The organism is Paenibacillus ihumii (assembly GCF_001403875.1).
Taxonomy (GTDB): domain Bacteria; phylum Bacillota; class Bacilli; order Paenibacillales; family Paenibacillaceae; genus Fontibacillus; species Fontibacillus ihumii.
The window spans coordinates 1,747,255-1,764,867 of the sequence record NZ_LN884299.1; the positions used below are offsets into that span (position 1 = coordinate 1,747,255).

At 53.4% G+C, this 17,613-nt stretch carries 19 protein-coding genes; 14 read left to right on the top strand and 5 right to left on the bottom strand.

The window, feature by feature from the left end:
• The first annotated feature begins 81 nt into the window (after positions 1 to 81).
• The 14 genes from BN2762_RS15370 (at position 82) to BN2762_RS15435 (ending at position 12,830) form a co-directional block, all read left to right on the top strand.
• The gene (locus tag BN2762_RS15370; protein ID WP_055107804.1) at positions 82 to 567 is read left to right on the top strand and encodes a cell wall elongation regulator TseB-like domain-containing protein; all 486 of its coding nucleotides are present in this window, start codon (positions 82 to 84) and stop codon (positions 565 to 567) included.
• An 883-nt stretch (positions 568 to 1,450) separates the two neighbouring features.
• Entirely contained in the window at positions 1,451 to 1,984 is a 534-nt protein-coding gene (locus BN2762_RS15375) for a hypothetical protein (RefSeq protein ID WP_055107805.1), read from the top strand.
• Entirely contained in the window at positions 1,977 to 3,479 is a 1,503-nt protein-coding gene (locus tag BN2762_RS15380) for an AAA family ATPase (protein ID WP_055107806.1), read from the top strand. Before BN2762_RS15375 ends, BN2762_RS15380 begins: the two co-directional genes overlap by 8 nt.
• Positions 3,480 to 3,613: 134 nt before the next feature.
• Entirely contained in the window at positions 3,614 to 4,486 is an 873-nt protein-coding gene (locus BN2762_RS15385) for a 3-hydroxyacyl-CoA dehydrogenase family protein (RefSeq protein ID WP_055107807.1), read from the top strand.
• Positions 4,483 to 5,691 (top strand): acetate/propionate family kinase, encoded by a 1,209-nt coding sequence (locus BN2762_RS15390; protein ID WP_055107808.1) that lies wholly within the window; start codon positions 4,483 to 4,485, stop codon positions 5,689 to 5,691. Before BN2762_RS15385 ends, BN2762_RS15390 begins: the two co-directional genes overlap by 4 nt.
• Positions 5,692 to 5,720: 29 nt before the next feature.
• Entirely contained in the window at positions 5,721 to 7,016 is a 1,296-nt protein-coding gene (gene asnS / locus BN2762_RS15395; protein ID WP_055107809.1) for an asparagine--tRNA ligase, read from the top strand.
• A gap of 109 nt (positions 7,017 to 7,125) precedes the next feature.
• Positions 7,126 to 7,818 (top strand): DnaD domain-containing protein, encoded by a 693-nt coding sequence (locus tag BN2762_RS15400; RefSeq protein WP_055107810.1) that lies wholly within the window; start codon positions 7,126 to 7,128, stop codon positions 7,816 to 7,818.
• 318 nt (positions 7,819 to 8,136) lie between these two features.
• Positions 8,137 to 8,622 (top strand): RNA polymerase sigma factor, encoded by a 486-nt coding sequence (locus BN2762_RS15405; protein WP_055107811.1) that lies wholly within the window; start codon positions 8,137 to 8,139, stop codon positions 8,620 to 8,622.
• A complete protein-coding gene (locus BN2762_RS15410) occupies positions 8,619 to 9,095 on the top strand; it encodes a hypothetical protein (RefSeq protein ID WP_055107812.1) in 477 nt (158 codons plus the stop codon). The genes BN2762_RS15405 and BN2762_RS15410 overlap by 4 nt, the downstream gene beginning before the upstream one ends.
• 22 nt (positions 9,096 to 9,117) lie before the next feature.
• Entirely contained in the window at positions 9,118 to 10,200 is a 1,083-nt protein-coding gene (locus BN2762_RS15415; protein WP_148499944.1) for a hypothetical protein, read from the top strand.
• Positions 10,201 to 10,351: 151 nt separating this feature from the next.
• Positions 10,352 to 10,666, top strand: coding sequence for an FtsX-like permease family protein (locus BN2762_RS28350; protein ID WP_148499945.1), 315 nt, complete (start codon positions 10,352 to 10,354; stop codon positions 10,664 to 10,666).
• 153 nt (positions 10,667 to 10,819) lie between these two features.
• Entirely contained in the window at positions 10,820 to 11,230 is a 411-nt protein-coding gene (locus tag BN2762_RS15425) for an FtsX-like permease family protein (protein WP_055107814.1), read from the top strand.
• A 36-nt stretch (positions 11,231 to 11,266) separates the two neighbouring features.
• Entirely contained in the window at positions 11,267 to 11,878 is a 612-nt protein-coding gene (locus tag BN2762_RS15430) for a DedA family protein (protein ID WP_055107815.1), read from the top strand.
• 115 nt (positions 11,879 to 11,993) lie between these two features.
• Positions 11,994 to 12,830: an undecaprenyl-diphosphate phosphatase gene (locus BN2762_RS15435; RefSeq protein WP_055107816.1), complete on the top strand. Its 837-nt coding sequence runs from the start codon at positions 11,994 to 11,996 to the stop codon at positions 12,828 to 12,830.
• Between the two features lie 108 nt (positions 12,831 to 12,938).
• Here BN2762_RS15435 and mtnB read toward each other — a convergent pair whose 3' ends face one another.
• From mtnB to BN2762_RS15460, 5 genes are read right to left on the bottom strand one after another with little or no spacing between them, the layout of a single operon-like run.
• A complete protein-coding gene (gene mtnB, locus BN2762_RS15440) occupies positions 12,939 to 13,580 on the bottom strand; it encodes a methylthioribulose 1-phosphate dehydratase (protein WP_055107817.1) in 642 nt (213 codons plus the stop codon).
• Positions 13,581 to 13,588: 8 nt separating this feature from the next.
• Positions 13,589 to 14,257: a 2-hydroxy-3-keto-5-methylthiopentenyl-1-phosphate phosphatase gene (locus BN2762_RS15445; protein WP_055107818.1), complete on the bottom strand. Its 669-nt coding sequence runs from the start codon at positions 14,255 to 14,257 to the stop codon at positions 13,589 to 13,591.
• Positions 14,254 to 15,474, bottom strand: a complete 1,221-nt coding sequence (locus tag BN2762_RS15450; protein WP_055107819.1) for a 2,3-diketo-5-methylthiopentyl-1-phosphate enolase — start codon at positions 15,472 to 15,474, stop codon at positions 14,254 to 14,256. The genes BN2762_RS15445 and BN2762_RS15450 overlap by 4 nt, the downstream gene beginning before the upstream one ends.
• Positions 15,471 to 16,331, bottom strand: coding sequence for a pyrroline-5-carboxylate reductase (gene proC, locus BN2762_RS15455; protein WP_055107820.1), 861 nt, complete (start codon positions 16,329 to 16,331; stop codon positions 15,471 to 15,473). Before proC ends, BN2762_RS15450 begins: the two co-directional genes overlap by 4 nt.
• Positions 16,332 to 16,343: 12 nt before the next feature.
• Positions 16,344 to 17,591, bottom strand: coding sequence for a glutamate-5-semialdehyde dehydrogenase (locus BN2762_RS15460; RefSeq protein ID WP_055107821.1), 1,248 nt, complete (start codon positions 17,589 to 17,591; stop codon positions 16,344 to 16,346).
• Between the last annotated feature and the right edge of the window lie 22 nt (positions 17,592 to 17,613).

Sequence of the window (17,613 nt, forward strand, 5' to 3'; positions counted from 1 at the left end):
TTGCTCAAGCAGGATAGTCGGAATTCGCGGGTACGTCGCTCTAAGGGCGAATTGAGCTTGTTTTAGGAAAGGAAGAGAAGGTTGAAGAAGAGAACCAAATGGATCCTGCTATCTATCCTCATTCTGCTGCTCGTGCTCTTCGGCCTTCATCGTTACTATGTATATGTTATGCAGGATACTTGGAATGAGGAGACAGCGGCGATTCAAGCGGCTAAGCAGCAAACGGGCATCGTATCGGTCGAGAAGACGTGGAAATCCGTCTGGGATGAGGTTGTCTGGGTCATCCAGGGAAAGAACGAAAACGGCGAGGCACTGATGGTCTGGCTGCCGGCAAGCGGAGATGCGCACGAAGAGCCGCTGGCCAGCGGTACCAGCGAGGAGCAGATTCGGGACATCATCAAGGAGCAGCTGCCTGAGGCCAGAATCGTCAGGCTCATGCCCGGCATCTATGAAGGAGAATACGTATGGCAGCTGTTCTATAAGGAGAAGGAGCACCACTACTATCAATTCTTCAAATTTAGCGACGGCTCGGCCCTGCCAGATAAATTTACGCTGCCGAATCGTTGATGAGGGCGGGACGAAGGATTGTTTGCTCAGTATCATTCAGCACATACTTAAAATTTAGAGGAATTAGAGAAAAGGATCTGTCTCAAAAGTAAACTTTACGAACGGTTGCCCTTGATGTAAGCAATACGCTATTCACGACTGGTTGGTTGCCCTTGATGTGTTCAACACTCTGTTCATGACCAGTTGGTTGCCTATGATTTGAGCAATTTGCTCACGGCCTCTGGCTGCCCATGATGTGACTAAACACGCTCTTCACCTCCCTTTTACGCCGAGCATAAATCACGATTTTCTCGTTCTAGTGAACATGACCCGCGGATTTCCCAGTCTAAATGGAATTATAGTAGTTAGTTTCTGCGGCAAAGAAAGGAAAGCAGATTTAAATGGATTTTATGTCGTTAGAAGAGGGGAGATTGCCATCATGGGCGGGATTCTTGATTTTAGGTGCATAAAATCCATTTAATCTATTGAACCACTCAACTAGATCATAATTAGATACATCAATTCCATTTAGTATTCGACAGCTTATTCCAACTTCAGAGTTCGACAGCATATGTCCAACTTTAATGTCGGACAGCTTATGTCCAAAAGTTATATAAGTTAAGCTAAAGAATGGGATGCGAGCAAGGGAGAAATTGATTCCGGCAAATATGGATCCCGCAGAAACGGATAGCTTTTTAAAAGAAAGGGGCTATCCCAGAAAGTCACCATGATGACTTCTGGGACAGCCCCTTTGTATTCCCTAAAAATTTTAAATATTTTCATACATTGGCTTCGATATTATATGTCTGATATGTTATACTCTTATTTGTAACTTGTGATAGATCGTAGTATATCAAATTACGCAAGTGTTTATATATATTATAGAATTAGGAGGAAGCTGCGAATGAAAATACGTATCGGACAAACTATCGCTATCGCTGCTGTCTCTGCCGTATTGCTGTTTGGCGGTTGGTTTGCCTATCGCCAGTGGGCGATCGAGGCTCCAATCGAGAAACTGGTCAAGCAGTATGAGGGTGTGAATCATGTTCAATTTAACATTACCCCCAAAGAGGTCGGTTTGAAACTGGATCTCGCGGCGGGTACGGATATGGGCGGACTTGTCCGCCATATTGAGAAGGAAGGCAAGGATCTATTGGGCAAACGGATCTTAAAGCTGGAAGTGACGGACCGTTCGACGCCGGATTTGGATCAAATTTGGAGCGAAGCGCTATTCTCCGTGGCCCAGGCGATGGAGAACAAGCAGTATACCGAAATACAGAGCACGCTGGATCAATTGGAGCGAAAGCATGATGCTCTGCGGGCGACCGCGGATATGGATGAGGAGAACGTCTATGTGACTCTAACCGATGGAACCTCAAGCAAATACGTTATTTTACCACGAGTTGCGCAGAAGCTGGGGGTGTGGCCGAATGCGTAAATGGATGTGGGAAGCTATTGCCGGCTTCGTTCCAGTCTTCTTCATCTTCTTGGCTTTTATCGGCCTTAATGTGGTACCGCTTGTCTTGGCATTATTGGTAGCCGGGGCGGTGTTCGCCATGCTTAAAATGCGCGGAGGCATCGCTATCGGCGCGGCCCAGGAGCGCAAGCGCAAGAAGGCGGGTCCGGCGAAGCTGACGTTTGAGGAAATCGGGGGCCAGGAAAGCGCGAAGCAGGAGCTGCGGGAAGCGCTCGATTTCATGGTTCGCCATGAAGAAATCAAGCAGTTCGGCATCCGGCCGATTAAAGGGATTCTATTGACCGGACCTCCAGGCACGGGCAAGACGCTGATGGCCAAAGCTGCGGCCCATTATACGAACTCCGTCTTTGTTGCCGCTTCCGGCAGCGAGTTCGTGGAAATGTATGTCGGGGTCGGGGCGGGGCGGATCCGCGAGCTGTTCAAGGAAGCCCGCACGCGGGCCGCGAAAGAGAATAAGGAGAATGCGATTGTCTTTATTGACGAAATTGACGTGATCGGCGGCAAAAGAGAGGGCGGCCAACAGCGCGAATACGATCAAACGCTGAATCAGTTGCTTACCGAAATGGACGGCATTTATTCTGCGGAGACGCCGCGCATACTGCTCATGGCGGCAACGAACCGGAAGGAAATGCTGGATCCGGCGCTGCTGCGCCCGGGGCGGTTCGACCGTCATATCCAAGTTGACTTGCCGGATAAGAAGGGCCGCATGCATATCTTGGAGCTTCATGCCAAGAATAAACCGCTGCAGCAGGACGTCAGCCTGGAGAAGGTTGCCGAGGAATCCTTCGGCTTCTCCGGCGCGCAGCTGGAGAGCGTCATGAACGAGGCGGCGATCTATGCGATGAGAGAGGATAAGAAGGAAATCGAGCAGCGGCATTTATCGATGGCGATCGATAAGGTGATGCTTGGCGAACGGACAGACCGGGAGTCGACGGAGGAAGAGAAGCGCCGGGTAGCGATCCATGAGCTGGGCCATGCGATCGCCGCTGAAGTGGTGGCGCCGGGCAGTGTGAATCAGGTTGCCCTTAGTCCGCGCGGCCGGGCGCTCGGTTATGTGCGTCACAACCCGCAGGAAGATAAATATCTATACACCAAGGCATATCTGGAAGGCCAAATCGTCATCGCCCTGGCCGGGGCGGCTGCTGAGGAGATCTATTATGGCGAACGCAGCACCGGCTCCAGCAACGATTTCGAGCAGGCGATCAACATCGTCCATACGATGATGACTTCTGGGCTTACCTCGCTCGGCATCGTCAATATGGAGATGATGACCAAGGAAGTGCTTATGAAGGAGAACGCCGCCATTTTGGACGAGCTTGCGGCGAGATCGAAGCAGCTGCTCATCGATCATGCGGCTGTATTCGACAAATCGCTGGAAATCCTCATGCGTGAGGAACGCCTTTCCGGGGAGCAATTTAGATGTCAATTTGGTGACAGTGTTCTTTTACCGGCATAATTCGCGTGCCGGTTATTTTTTTTACTTTTTGTCCGTGCTAAGATATTATTAGATGTTGGGTATAAAAAATTGTATTATTCGACATGAAGGGTACAATATTATGTGTAGACATGAAAGGATGGAGCGAGAGAACCATGAACTTCAAAAGAATAGGTGTCATTGGCGGGGGCACGATGGGCCAGGGGATCAGCGAAATGCTGGCAGCCAAAGGTCTTGATGTGCTGCTCGTGGAGGAAACGCCTGACAAATTAGACCATGCTTATAATATGATAGAAACGAGCTTGGATAAACAGCTGGAGAAGTGGGCGATCACCAAAGCCGAGAAGAAGCTGATTTTGTCCAAGGTCCATAAAGTAACCCATTTTGCCGAACTCGGCACCTGTGATATGGTTATCGAGACCATTTCGGAGGATTTGGATGCCAAAAAAGAAGTGTTCAAGCAGCTTGACCACGTGTGTCCGAGCAATATTATTCTGGCCAGCAACACGTCGACGCTTAGCTTGACAGAGATCGCCGGTTCGACGATGTACCCGGAGCGCGTGATCGGCATGCATTTTATTTATCCCGTATCCAAAATTGACCTCGTGGAAATTATCCGCGGACTGAAAACCTCGGATTCGACGTTTGAAGAAACCAAGCGCTTTGTGGAAGAGGTTGTCGATAAACGCGGAATTATGGTGTATGAATCGCCAGGCTTCGTTACATCCCGCATCATTTGCATCATGATAAATGAAGCGCTCCATGTGCTCGGCGAGGGCGTGGCGACGGCAGAGGACATCGACGACGCCATGCGTGTCGGCTATCAGTTCCAGTACGGGCCGCTTGAAATGGCCGACCGTTTCGGCCTGGATTCCGTGTTGGCCGCGCTGGAGCGCATGTTCCGCGAATTCGGCGATTTGAAATACCGGCCATCCTTCGTATTGAAAAAGATGGTCCGCGCTGGTAATTTGGGCGTGAAGACGGGCGAAGGATTTTTCAAATACGACAAGGATGGTGACCGGCTATGAAAGTTCTCGTAATCAACGCGGGAAGCTCTTCCCTGAAATACCAATTATATGACATGATCGATGAATCTGTATTGGCAAAAGGACTCGTTGAGCGGATCGGCATGGACTCCTCCATTCTGACTCACAAGCCGACAGGCAAGGAGGAGGTTACAGAGGTCAGCGAAATTCTGGAGCATACGACAGCGATTCGCAAGGTGCTGGAGAAGCTTACCGATAAGGAGCACGGCGTCCTGGATTCTGTCGATGAAATCCAGGCCGTAGGCCACCGCGTCGTTCACGGCGGGGAGTTCTTCAAGGGCTCGGCGCTCGTTACTCCGGAGGTGAAATCGGAAATCCGCCGCTTGTTCGATCTGGCTCCACTGCACAATCCGCCAGCGATTATGGGGATTAACGCGGCTGAGAAGAATATGCCCGGCGTTCCTCAGGTCGTTGCTTTTGATACGGCGTTCCATCAGACAATGAAGGAGAAGGTGTATTTATACCCGATCCCGAAAGTATTATATAAGAAGCACCGCGTACGCCGTTATGGAGCGCATGGCACGTCCCACGACTACGTGAGCAAAGCGGCCGCCGCTTTCCTGGAGCGTCCGATCGAGGATTTGAAGATCATTACCTGCCATATCGGTAACGGTGCCAGCTTGACCGCTGTTCAAGGCGGCGTGTCCGTCGACACCTCGATGGGCCTTACCCCGCTTGAAGGCCTCATGATGGGTACGCGCAGCGGCGATCTGGATCCTGCAGTCGTCACATTCGTCATGAACAAAGAGGAGCTGTCGATCAGTGAAGTCAACTCGATGCTCAACAAGCACAGCGGACTGCTGGCGATTTCCGGAAGCAGCAGCGACATGCGCGATATTACCGATGGGCTGGAAGCCGGCGAACCGAACGAGAAGCTTGCCTTCGAAATGTATGAGTACCGTCTGCGCAAATACATCGGCTCCTATGCGGCTGCGATGAATGGCGTGGATGTCATCGTATTTACCGCAGGGGTAGGCGAGAACTCGGCAATTGTGCGCGAGAAGGTCTGTGAGAACCTGACTTATCTTGGGGTAGAGCTTGATCCTGAGCTGAACAAGATTCGTTCCGGGGATCCGCGCCGCATTTCCACGCCGAACTCCAAGGTAGAGGTGCTTGTCATTCCTACGAACGAGGAATTGGTCATCGCAAGAGATACCCATCGTATTGTTAATGAGAAGAATGCATAAATCTGCATAGTTAGAGGAGATGTTCATGCATGGCGAACAAAACGGTGATTCGTCAGGTTAGCGAGCATGTCGGCGAGACGGTCGTTATCGGCAGCTGGCTGAACAACAAACGCTCAAGCGGCAAAATTCAGTTCCTTCAGCTGCGAGACGGAACGGGCTACATCCAGGCTATCGTCGTCAAGAGCGAGGTGTCCGAGGAGACATGGAACGCGGCAAAGAGCTTGACGCAGGAATCCTCCCTTTATGTAACGGGAATCATTCGCGAGGAGCCGCGCAGTCCGTCGGGATATGAAATGACGGTTACGGAGCTCGAAGTCATCCATTTGACGGAGAACTATCCGATTACCCCTAAGGAGCATGGCGTAGATTTTCTAATGGATCACCGCCATTTATGGCTGCGTTCCTCGAAGCAGCGGGCGATTATGGTCATCCGTGCGGAAATTATCAGAGCGATTCAGGAATACTTCGATCAGAACCACTTTACGCTGGTTGACCCGCCGATTTTGACGCCGACTTCGGCAGAAGGCACGACCAATTTGTTCCAAACGAAATATTTCGATGAGGATGCTTATCTGACGCAGAGCGGTCAGCTGTATATGGAAGCCGCGGCGATGGCGCTGGGCAAGGTATACTCGTTCGGGCCGACGTTCCGGGCGGAGAAATCCAAGACCCGCCGCCACCTGATCGAGTTCTGGATGATTGAGCCGGAAATGGCGTTTGTCGAGCATGAGGAGAGCCTGGCCGTTCAAGAGCAGTTCATTACGCATGTCGTTCAGTCCGTGTTGAAGAATTGCCGGACTGAGCTGGAGACGATCGGCCGCGACATTTCCAAGCTGGAGAGCATCCAAGCTCCGTTCCCGCGGATAACTTATGACGATGCCATCGAGTTTCTGCACTCGAAAGGCTTCGATATTCCTTGGGGCGAGGACTTCGGCGCGCCTCACGAGACGGCGATTGCCGAGCAGTACGACAAGCCGGTATTCATTACGCATTACCCGGCCGGCATTAAAGCCTTCTATATGAAGCCCGATCCTAATCGTCCGGAGGTTGTGCTCTGTGCCGACATGATTGCTCCGGAAGGCTATGGCGAAATTATCGGCGGCTCGCAGCGGATCGATGATCCGGAGCTGATGGAGGCTCGCTTTAAGGAGCATGAGCTATCGCCGGAGGCTTACCAGTGGTATCTCGATCTGCGCAAATACGGTTCTGTGCCGCATTCCGGCTTTGGACTGGGGCTGGAACGAACGGTTGCGTGGATTTGCGGCCTGGATCATGTCCGTGAGACGATTCCGTTCCCGCGGATGCTGTATCGCCTATATCCATAATAGAGCGCAGCTCGGACATCATCTGTGTTATACAATACTAGGTACGGGGCATAAGGAATCGGGGCTCCAGATTCTATACTTCCTTTTATCTAAGGAAAGGTGAAGACGTATGGCATTGACCGATGGCTGGAAGGTATGGGCAAAGGGAGTCGCATACGGCATGGAAGCAGGTTCTGTCCAGGTGCCCTCCCTTCTGCTGACACATTATCAGAGACTCGGCTTGGAGGATACGGAGGTCATGCTTCTGCTTCAGCTGATTTCTTACAAGCAGCTGGAGAACAATGATTTCCCTTCGATAGAGCAGCTGGAGCAGCGAATGGGGAGAGCGCCCGGAGAGCTGTCCTCCGTCATTCAACGGCTGATGAAACAGAACTGGATTGCCATCGACGTGGAATGGGATGAGCGGACAGGCATCCAATTTGAGAGCTACAATCTGACCGGAATGTATGAGCATCTGGCGCAATGCCTTGCCGAAGAGCGTGCAGCGATGCGACAGCGGACAGATCAGCGCGAGCCGGCTGCGGCCCAGCAGGAGACGAGCGAGCGAAATCTATTCGTCATTTTCGAGAAGGAATTCGCAAGGCCTCTGTCGCCGATGGAATGCGAGACGATTTCCGGCTGGGTAGACGAGGACGGATACCCGGAGGAGCTTATTTTACTGGCATTGAAAGAGGCGGTTTTTGCCGGCAAGGTGCATTTCCGTTATATCGACCGGATCTTGCTGGAGTGGGGCCGGAATCGTGTGCAGACGGTAGAGGATGCCAAGGCGTATGCTCAGAAATTCCGGAGTTTGGGCCGATAGACTAACAAATATCATCGATAGAAATAGAACCTTTTCCCGCGGAGAGGCAAGTGTCTTTACAGGGAGAGGCAGAGTAGACGCTAGCGATCGAACGGATTGCCGGCGTCTTTCTCCATTTTTGAGATGAAATCATTGAGATCAGAGCTGCTGCCGCTTCAGAGATAGTTTAGTAGAAACTATCAAAAGTTTTTTGAAATATATGCAGGGGCGGCAGCAGGCTGCTTCGTCTATATATATGGGAAGGAGGGGAGAGCTATTGAGGAAAAGGATTTAATTCGAAAAATCCAGCGGGGCGATCGCGGCGCATTCCGTGAGCTCGTGGGTGAATACGGCTCATATGTATACCGTGTCGCGCATTCCGTGCTTCATGATGCCAAGGAAGCAGAGGACGCTGCGCAGGAAATCTTTTTGCAAGTATACAAATCTCTCCCCGGGTATCGTTTTGAAGGCTTCAAGACCTGGTTGACGCGTATTGCGATTCATAAATCGATCGATTTAAAGCGGAAGCGGGAGCGCCGCAAAGAAGAACAGTGGGATCCTGCGAAAGTGTTACATATCGCACCGGCTCAGGAGGATGGCGTATTACAGCATCTGATGGACGAGGAGCGAAGGAGTCAGCTTCGCGCCCGCATTCTGGAGCTGCCGCCCGGGCACCGTGACATTATCACCGCGTTCTATCTGGAAGGCAAGAGTTATGAGGATATTGCCGCAGAGCAGTCCATTGCGGTGAAATCGGTAGAATCGAGGCTGTACAGGGCAAGATCGTGGATTCGCGAGCATTGGAAGGAGGAGGAGTGGAGATGAATGGGAAAGAGCCGGATCAGACGAAGGATCGGGATCAGGAGATCTGTTGGGAGAGTTATATTCTTGGAGAGCTGAATGAGCGGCAGAGACAGTATGCCGAGGAGCTGCTGCTGAACGATGCCGGAGCACTGGAGGCTTACATGGCCGCACTCGCACTCCTGGAGCATGGGCTGCCCGGGCTGCAGCAGGAGGAAGCGCTCATCGAGGCAGTCCTGCAGCAGCTTCCCGCGCAGCATGAAGCCCAGCCGTCAAGCGGGGCTGAACGGTCGTTATCACGCAAGCGCCGCATCAGCGAGCATCCGCTGTTCAATTATTTTATCGCGGCTTCAATTACGTTGTTCCTGCTGTCCTTCGGTGTATTTGACCGCTTGAGCTCCGGGGCCGACCATGTGCTGCCGCCTTCATCCGAGCCGCCCGTAAGCGAGCGAATCATGCATAAAACCGCGGGCTGGATCGATCATTTGAAACCTTAAACTATGAAAGGATGGGATTCTATTGCCACGTTACCGCAATAAAATGCTGGCATTCGTACTTAATTTTATCCCTGGCCTGGGCCATTTGTATTGGGGGCGCAGAGTCAGGGGCGTCATTTATCCGCTGTTGTTCTTTGGAGGCTTGCTGCTGGGCTTTCTGTCGGCCGTTGCGAGCAATGAGGCTGGCTTCATGCTGGCTGCCCTTATTTGCGGATTTGCGCTTTGGTGCATCTGTATGCTGGATTTGATCATCGCTCTGCTCCGGGCTCCCGAGGCGGAAATGTCTACTTATCCATACGAGCCGACGCGCAAAAGCGAGGCGGATGCCGAGCGCTTCTATACGATCCTGCTGTCGTTCGTTCCTGGCCTGGGTCATTTTCAGCTCGGATTAATGCAGCGGGGACTATCCTTCCTGATCAGCTTCTTCGGCTTGATCACGATCATGTTCGTCATTACCGGGCTTACGAATAAGAGCGTATTTCTGTTATTCCTCGGCCTGCTGCCGATTATTTGGCTGTACTCTATGTTCGATGCCGTGCAGCTGGTTCACCGCAAGCAGGCCGGAGAGCTGCTGATCGATCGCACACTATTCGATGAATGGGACTCTGGCCGGGTTGAAGGCAAGCGCAGCAAGGTGCTCGCGACGCTGCTGTCCGCCTTTCCCGGAGCAGGCCAAATGTACCTTGGGATGCAGAAGCGCGGCCTGCAGCTGATGGTTCTGTTTCTGGGCAGCTTCTATATTATCGATGTGCTGAGGCTGTCGCTGTTCCTGTTCATTATTCCGGTTATTTGGTTCTACAGCTTCTTCGACGGGCTGCAGGCGACGAGCCGGTATGACCGGGTTCGGCTGGAGGACCGGCCGCTCTTTGAATGGAAGGGGAATAACCAGAATTGGCTCGGATTGATCCTGCTGCTCCTAGGCATTTATTACGTGACGATGAGCCTGGTGATTCCGCTGTTCGACCGCTTCCTGCCGGAATTTCAAATCCATCTGTTCATTACTACGTATTTGCGGCCGCTTATCGTATCCCTTGTACTTATCGGGGGCGGGGTCAAGCTGCTGTCGAGGAACAAGCACAAGGACAGCCGGTATGAGGATTATTGATTAAAGAAGCTAAATTTAATTGCGTTATAACGCTAAGGCGTTCAAAGGAAGCTCTGCAGTCCAGCAGTGCTTTCTTTTTCGCATCGGGGGCTGTTTTTTTGCTAAGATAGAAAGGGTTAGCAAGCCGCAGGCTATTTTTCGCATAGGAGATATGGAGAATGCCGGTGCAGGCTTTGCAAATTGCAGTGGGGACTGTATACTTTTTTTCATTTTTTTCGTTATTTATTCGGTAGGTTCTTTTCTTCAGTCTCGCAAAAGAGAGTTTGGGATATTACGTCTGCACGGCATGACCGTAAAGCAGCTTGACCGCATGCTCTTTCTGGAGAACGCAGCGATCGGCGCCGCGTCCATGATTACCGGGCTTGCAGCCGGCCTCATATCCGCCAAGCTGTTTCTGATGGCGGGGCGAGCCTGCTGGGCATCGATCAGCTCAGCTTTCACATTTCCTGGGCCGCTTTGCTGCTGACGCTGGCCGCTTTTGCCGTGCTGTTTCTGCTCATCTCTCTTTGCACGTCCGCGCTGATCGTCAAAAGCAGGCTTGTAGCGATGCTGCATTGAATCAGCAGCCGATCCCCCGGGAAGCTCCCTGGCGCTATCGGTTCTGGGGATAGGCCTCGTGATGATGAGCTATTATTTGGCGGCTCGCGGAATATTCTATGATCGCGTTAGTCTGCCGATCAAAATCGTCGGCACCGTGTTTTTCATTGCGGCGGGAAGCTTCCTATATTACCGGCTGTATGCGGATTTGGATCATGATCGCCGCCAGTATGCTGCCATGGCGAAGATCGGAGTGACGAGGAAGGAAATCGAAGCGATGGTGACCTGGCAGATCGGTCTGCTCTTCTTCGTTCCTATCATGCTGGCAATGATTCACAGCCTGTTTGCTTTTATCGCGCTGCAGCGCTATTTGAATTTCTCCATCGCGATGGAGGCCGGGTTTATTCTGATTAGCTTCTTCGTCGTGCAAGTCTTGTATTTCCTCTTCATTAGAGGACGTTATTTGCGTAATTTAAGGAAAGCTCTTGCCTGAAATAAGAGATATGTGATATCTGTATGGAGGTATGATATGGAGAACTGGATTACAGAATTTATGGAGCAGTTCGGGTACATAGGGATCTTTCTGCTCATTGCGCTAGAGAATGTTTTCCCGCCGATCCCTTCCGAGGTGATCCTCACCTTCGGAGGATTCATGACGACATATTCCAGCTTGACGATGATAGGGGTCATCATTGCCGCTACGCTGGGCTCGGTGTTCGGCGCCGTCATTCTGTACGGTGCAGGCTATATCTTGAATGTCGATCGTCTGGAAGCGATCATCGACAATTGGGGGAAGTATCTCCGGCTCAAAAAGGAGGACGTCCGCAAAGCGGATGCCTGGTTTGATAAATACGGCTATTGGACGGTTCTGTTCTGCCGCATGATTCCGCTGATCCGCAGCCTGATCTCAATTCCGGCAGGCATGGCGAAAATGAAATTCGGCCTGTTCCTGCTCTTTACCACGATCGGGACGCTGATTTGGAATATTATTCTCGTCTCCGTCGGCGCCGCCGTTGGCAGCTCCTGGGAGAAGATTGTTGAATTTATGGATGTATACTCGAATATCGCTTATGCCGTGATCGGGGCAGGAGCCATCGTTTTTCTCATTTGGTTCATCCGCAGGTGGAAAAAGGCTTCTTGAAAATAGGTGCTGAACCATCTATTCTATTAAAGTAGTTTTTTAGCTGGATGCCAAGCGTATGAAGAGAATGTGATAAGCTCTAGCCAGCACATCGGAGAAGAGGGGAAGTAGGAGCATGTTATTTTTGGATATTATCAAAGCGATTATTCTGGGATTGGTAGAAGGGGTTACTGAATTTGCGCCTGTCTCCTCGACGGGGCATATGATTATCGTCGATGATATGTGGCTCAAGACGGAGAACTTATTGTCCTCCAAATACGCAGCAAATACGTTTAAGGTTGTGGTTCAGCTCGGATCTATCCTGGCCGTCCTTGTTGTGTTCAAGGATCGGATTCTACAATTGCTCGGTTTGTCGCGCTTCAGCAAGCAGGCTGTAAGCGCAAGCGGGCCGAGGCTGAAGCTGGGCCAAGTGATCGTCGGCCTGATTCCCGCCGGGATTCTCGGTGTACTGTTCGAGGATTATATCGATGAGTACCTTTTCTCTACGTCTACGGTATTGATCGGCCTTGTTGTGGGAGCCCTGCTGATGATTGCTGCCGACAAATTCGGTCCGAAGGAGCCGAAGATTCAATCGGTGGATCAAATGGCCTACCGGCACGCATTGGTGGTCGGCCTGATTCAATGCCTGTCGATTTGGCCGGGGTTCTCCCGTTCGGGCTCGACGATTTCCGGCGGAGTGCTGGCTGGCATGAGCCACCGCGCAGCCGCGGATTTCACGTTCATCATGGCCGTGCCGATCATGTGCGGAGCCAGCGCGATCTCGCTCTACAAGAATTGGGAATACATGACGCTGGACGCGCTCCCTTTCTTCATTGCGGGATTCATCAGCGCCTTTGTGTTCGCTCTGGTGTCGATCCGCTTCTTCCTGAAGCTGATCAACCGCATAAAGCTGATGCCGTTTGCGATTTACCGGATTTTATTGGCGGTTGTCATTTGGCTCGTCTTCTTCTAAATCCACCCCATGACGAAAGGCTGTCTCGTGCTAGCTGGGCGCTAAGCATGAGACAGCCTTTTTCTATGGAAATTAGGAGGAATGTCTTCGGAGTTCCTTCTTCAGAATCTATTTGAGAGCGAGCCTGCGATATTCTACCTCGAAAATAAACTCAAACGCCTCCAGATGCCGCTTGGCCTCGAAGGCATTGCTGCCCCACACGTAAATGCCATGGTTGCGCAGCAGCAGGCCGGGGATTTCCGGCTTCAATGCGCCGGGAATCAGCTTGGCAATCGAAGGGATATCGGCGTGGTTCGGCAATACGGGAATTTCAATGGCCGCATTTTCCTCCCAGATGCCAAGCCCTTTGATGAGTTCAATCCCCTGTACGGGAACATAGCCCTGGTCGCCGTACAGCTCGCTCAGCACATTGTTAAACACGGTATGGACGTGAAAGATTGCGCCGCAGCCGGTCATGCGGTAGATTTTGGCGTGGATGAGCGTCTCGGCGCTCGGCTTCAGCTTCGTCTGTTCGCAAGGCTTCCCGTCTTCATCGACGAACAGGAAGTCCTCCGGCGTATGAATGGACTTGTCCTTGCCGCTTGACGTTACCGCGAAATGGAACGAGCCCGGGGAGAAATCACCGACACGAATGGAAAGGTTGCCGCTCGTGCCTGGGAACCAGCCGCGCGCGGCGAACTGCTCCTTGACCATTCTCAGCTCGTCCAGCGCGGATTGCTTGTCTTCTAAAGAAATGGAAGTGAAACTCATCTTCTTAATTATCTCCTTCCCGCTTGGATAAGATCTTCCTGTATGTCATGGAACGTCTCGAATGGCGTATACTTGACGCCGAGCTCCAGGCATTTCTCCGTGAGGCGTGCCCGCGAGTAGACGTGGTCCGCCAGCTTGGCGCCTTCAAAGTCCGTCAGGCTGTCGCCGATCAGAATGCGCTCGTAACGGCTGGCCGGGAATCGCCTCATGACGGTCGTCTTGCACATGCCGCAATCCGTTTGGCAATGCACGTCGCAAGGATACGGCCAAGTAATCTTAATTTTATCGCCGCTAAAGTCTGCGCCGTTACAGTATATATGCTCCTTCGGAATATCAAAGGGGGCGAGCAGCGGCAGAACGAAGAAATCAATTCCGCCGCTGGTCACGTAAAACGGGATGCCGCGCCCGCGCAGCTCGCTCAGGAAATCCCCGAATCCCGCCCGGATGCCGGCTTGCCCCAGCACAAAATCGGTAATTTCCTGCTTCATGGAGGAAGGGAGCAGGGCGAACATCCGTCCCACGCCCTCGCGGATGGATAGGTCGTGGGATAAAATTCGCTCCATGATTGGCTCATAGCCTTCAGGCCTAAAATGCTTCATGATGGCTACAATATTATCGCTTAATGTAATCGTCCCGTCGAAATCGCAGAAGATGACGGGCTGCTTGCGGCTGTTCATTTGCGGCCTCCCCAAATGTCGAGAGCGGCCTTCAATTCAGGCAAGCTCTCCGCCGCCTTGGCCAGCGGCACGCCGTTCAGCGATGCGTCGATCGCTTGCAGGAAGGCGCGGCCGCCGCTGCTGGCCCCCTCCGGATGGCCGTGAATGCCGCCCCCGGCATTCACGACGACGTCGGTGCCGAAATCGCTGAGGATTTGCGGAACGAGCCCGGGATGGATGCCCGCTGACGGCACCGGAAAGCTGCTGCGGATCGCAAGCTCCGGGGAGACCAGCTCACGCTGGATAGCCAGATTCTCTTCCCGCGGCATCACGACCGAGCCGTAAGGAGATGGGAAGAGCACTAGATCGGCCCCGGCGATGCGCATGAGCTTCCCGAGGAGCAGGGAGGCGGCGATGCCGTAATGCGGCGACGGGTAGAGCGCGCCGGCCAGTGAAGGATGCGCCGCGATCGGCACGGTAATCTCGGGATCGCTGCTCAGCTCATGCAGGACGTCGAAGCCGTATGGCAGTACGCTGAACAGCAGGGCTGAGGCGCCAGCGTCGATCGCGCGCAGCGCCTGCTCCTTCAGCGATGAGGTGCGCCCGGTCAGGTTGACCGCATAGAGCAGCTCCTTGCCGGTGATGCGCTTCGCTTCTTCAGCGGCCTCGCGGCAGACGCGCACACGCTGCTCGATCGGCGTCAGCGGATTCTCGAACAGGATCTCATCATCCTTGATCAAATCGACGCCGCCCAGAGCCTGAACCATGAATTGCTCGCGGAGTCCATTCAAATCGTAGCCGATCACGGCTTTGAAGATGCTCATGAGCAGCGGGCGGTGATGTACGCCGAGAAGATCGCGAACGCCCTGGATTCCGAACTTTGGTCCGGGATAAGCGCTCATGAAGGCATCGGACAGCTTCAGGTCGAGCAGCTTGATTCTGCCGTCCATAGAAATTTTGCCGAAGACGGTAATGAGCAGGGCCGGTATATCGGAGGTAAAGTTGATGTCGGGATAGGAAATGGATACGTCCGCGTAACGCTCGCCCGGCACGCCGCTTTGCGGGTCATGGACATGGACGCTCTCCACGCGCCCCAAATGTCCCCGCATTTGCTCCTGCTTGACCTGCGGCAGCTCTGTCCATGTTCCCACGGTCATGCCGACCGCGATGGACTCGGCCTTTTTATGAAAGTCTGCTTTATCGTCATAGATACGGTACGTGGCCGTACAATAGCTCATAACAATGCCTCCTTTACTGCTTCGCCCATCTCCCTGGATCGTTCGGCAGCGCGGTGTACGGCAGCCTTGACGGTTTCATTGAAGCTGCCTGCAGCCAGTGTCTCCAGCGCGGCCTGTGTGGAGCCGTTCGGGGAAGTGATGTCCTTGCGAAGCTTGGCGGGCTCCTCGCCCGTCTCCTTCATCATGGAAGCGGCTCCGAGCACGGTCTGCACGGTCAGCTCCCGCGCCTGCTCCGGGGTAAGCCCCCCTTCGATGCCTGCTTCGATCATCGCTTCCATCATGTAATAGATGTATGCTGGTCCGCTTCCGGATACGCCAGTTAAAATCTCCATTTGCTCCTCCGGGATGACCTGAACCGTACCAACGGCCTCGAACATCGCCAGCACCTGCTGGGTCTGTGCCTCCGTCGCTTCGGCAGAGAAGGAGATGCCGGTGGCCCCAAATCCGATCGAGCTAGAAGTGTTCGGCATCGTACGGGCGATCGGCGCCTTATAGCCCAGCAGCGCCTGAATGGTAGGGATGGAAAGGCCCGCAATAACGGATACGATCAGCTGGTCCCTGCTCAGCATCGGTCCCAGGGCTTTGAGAGCTTCTCCGGCATCCTTCGGCTTCATCGCCAGCACGATGATCGATGCGGAGGTAAGAAGGGCCTCTTTCTCCGCATCATCGCCTCCAGTCTTGATGCCGTAGGCTTCTTCCAAATAGGCTAGCCGCTCCCGGTTGCTGCGGTTCAGCATGGAAATGGCCTCCGGCGGGGCGACCTTGCGGCGGATCAGTCCGCGCACGATGGCCTCCGCCATGGAGCCTGCGCCATAGAAGCATATCGAAGGCGCCTTGTTCGTGGTGTACATCGTCATCGTCTGGCCTCCTTATTTCCGAATCTGTCCGCTGCCCTGGATCAAGTATTTGCTAGAGGTTAGCGCTGGCAGTCCCATCGGCCCTCTGGCATGAAGCTTCTGCGTACTGATTCCGATCTCGGCGCCGAAGCCGAATTCAAATCCGTCGGTGAAGCGCGTAGAAGCATTATGATATACAGCTGCAGCATCGACCTCCTGCTGGAAGCGTTCCGCGTTCGCTCCATCCTCGGTTACGATGCATTCGGAATGCTTCGTGCCGAAGCGGCCAATATGCTGCAGCGCTTCATTCAGGCTATCGACGACTTTGACGTTGAGAATATAATCGTTGTATTCGGTGGCGTAATCCTCCTCGGTGGCTGGATGGGCCCAGGAGACCAGGCGGCGCGTCTGCTCGCAGCCCCGAAGCTCTACGCTCGCCTCGCGCAGCTTGCCGGCGATATCAGCCAAGTGGGACTCTGCGAAGTCCTTGTGGACAAGCAGCGTCTCCATCGCATTGCACACGGATGGACGCTGAACCTTGGCATTGAGCGTAATGTCCGCAGCCATGGACGGATTCGCCGTGGCATCCAGATACGTATGGCAGATGCCGGCTCCGGTCTCGATGACAGGCACGGTAGCGTTCTGAACCACATTCTGGATCAGAGAGCTGCCTCCGCGCGGGATTATAACGTCCAGCAGACCGTTCAGCTTAAGCATTTCGTCCACGGATGAGCGGTTCGGATCCTCAATCAGCTGAACCGCATCGCGGGGTACGGCGCTGCCGGACAGCGACTCGTGAATAATTTCCACGATTTTGCGGTTGGAGGACAGGGCCGAGGAGCCGCCTCGAAGAACGACTGCATTGCCCGTCTTCAGGCAGAGTCCGATGGCATCCACCGTCACGTTCGGACGCGCCTCATAGATGATGCCGATCACGCCGAGGGGCACGCGCTTCTTGACGATGTGAAGGCCGTTAGGGCGGTCGATCGTCTCCAGTGTCTCCCCGATCGGATCCGGGAGCTCCACGATTTGGCGCAGCCCTTCCGCAATGCCGGCGATCCGCTCCTCAGTAAGCGCCAGCCGGTCCAGCAGGGAGACGGAGGTGCCGTTCTCCCGGCCGCGCTGCAGGTCCTCCTTGTTCGCTTCGATAATGGCTTCGCTATGATCGATTAAAGCCTTGGCGCAATCCAGCAATGCCTGATTTTTTTGTTCTGTGCTCAGACGGTTCAATACGCTTGCAGTTTTACCGGCAAGCTCTGCCTTTTGTCTTACTTCGCTCATTCGAATACCTCCTCAAAATGAT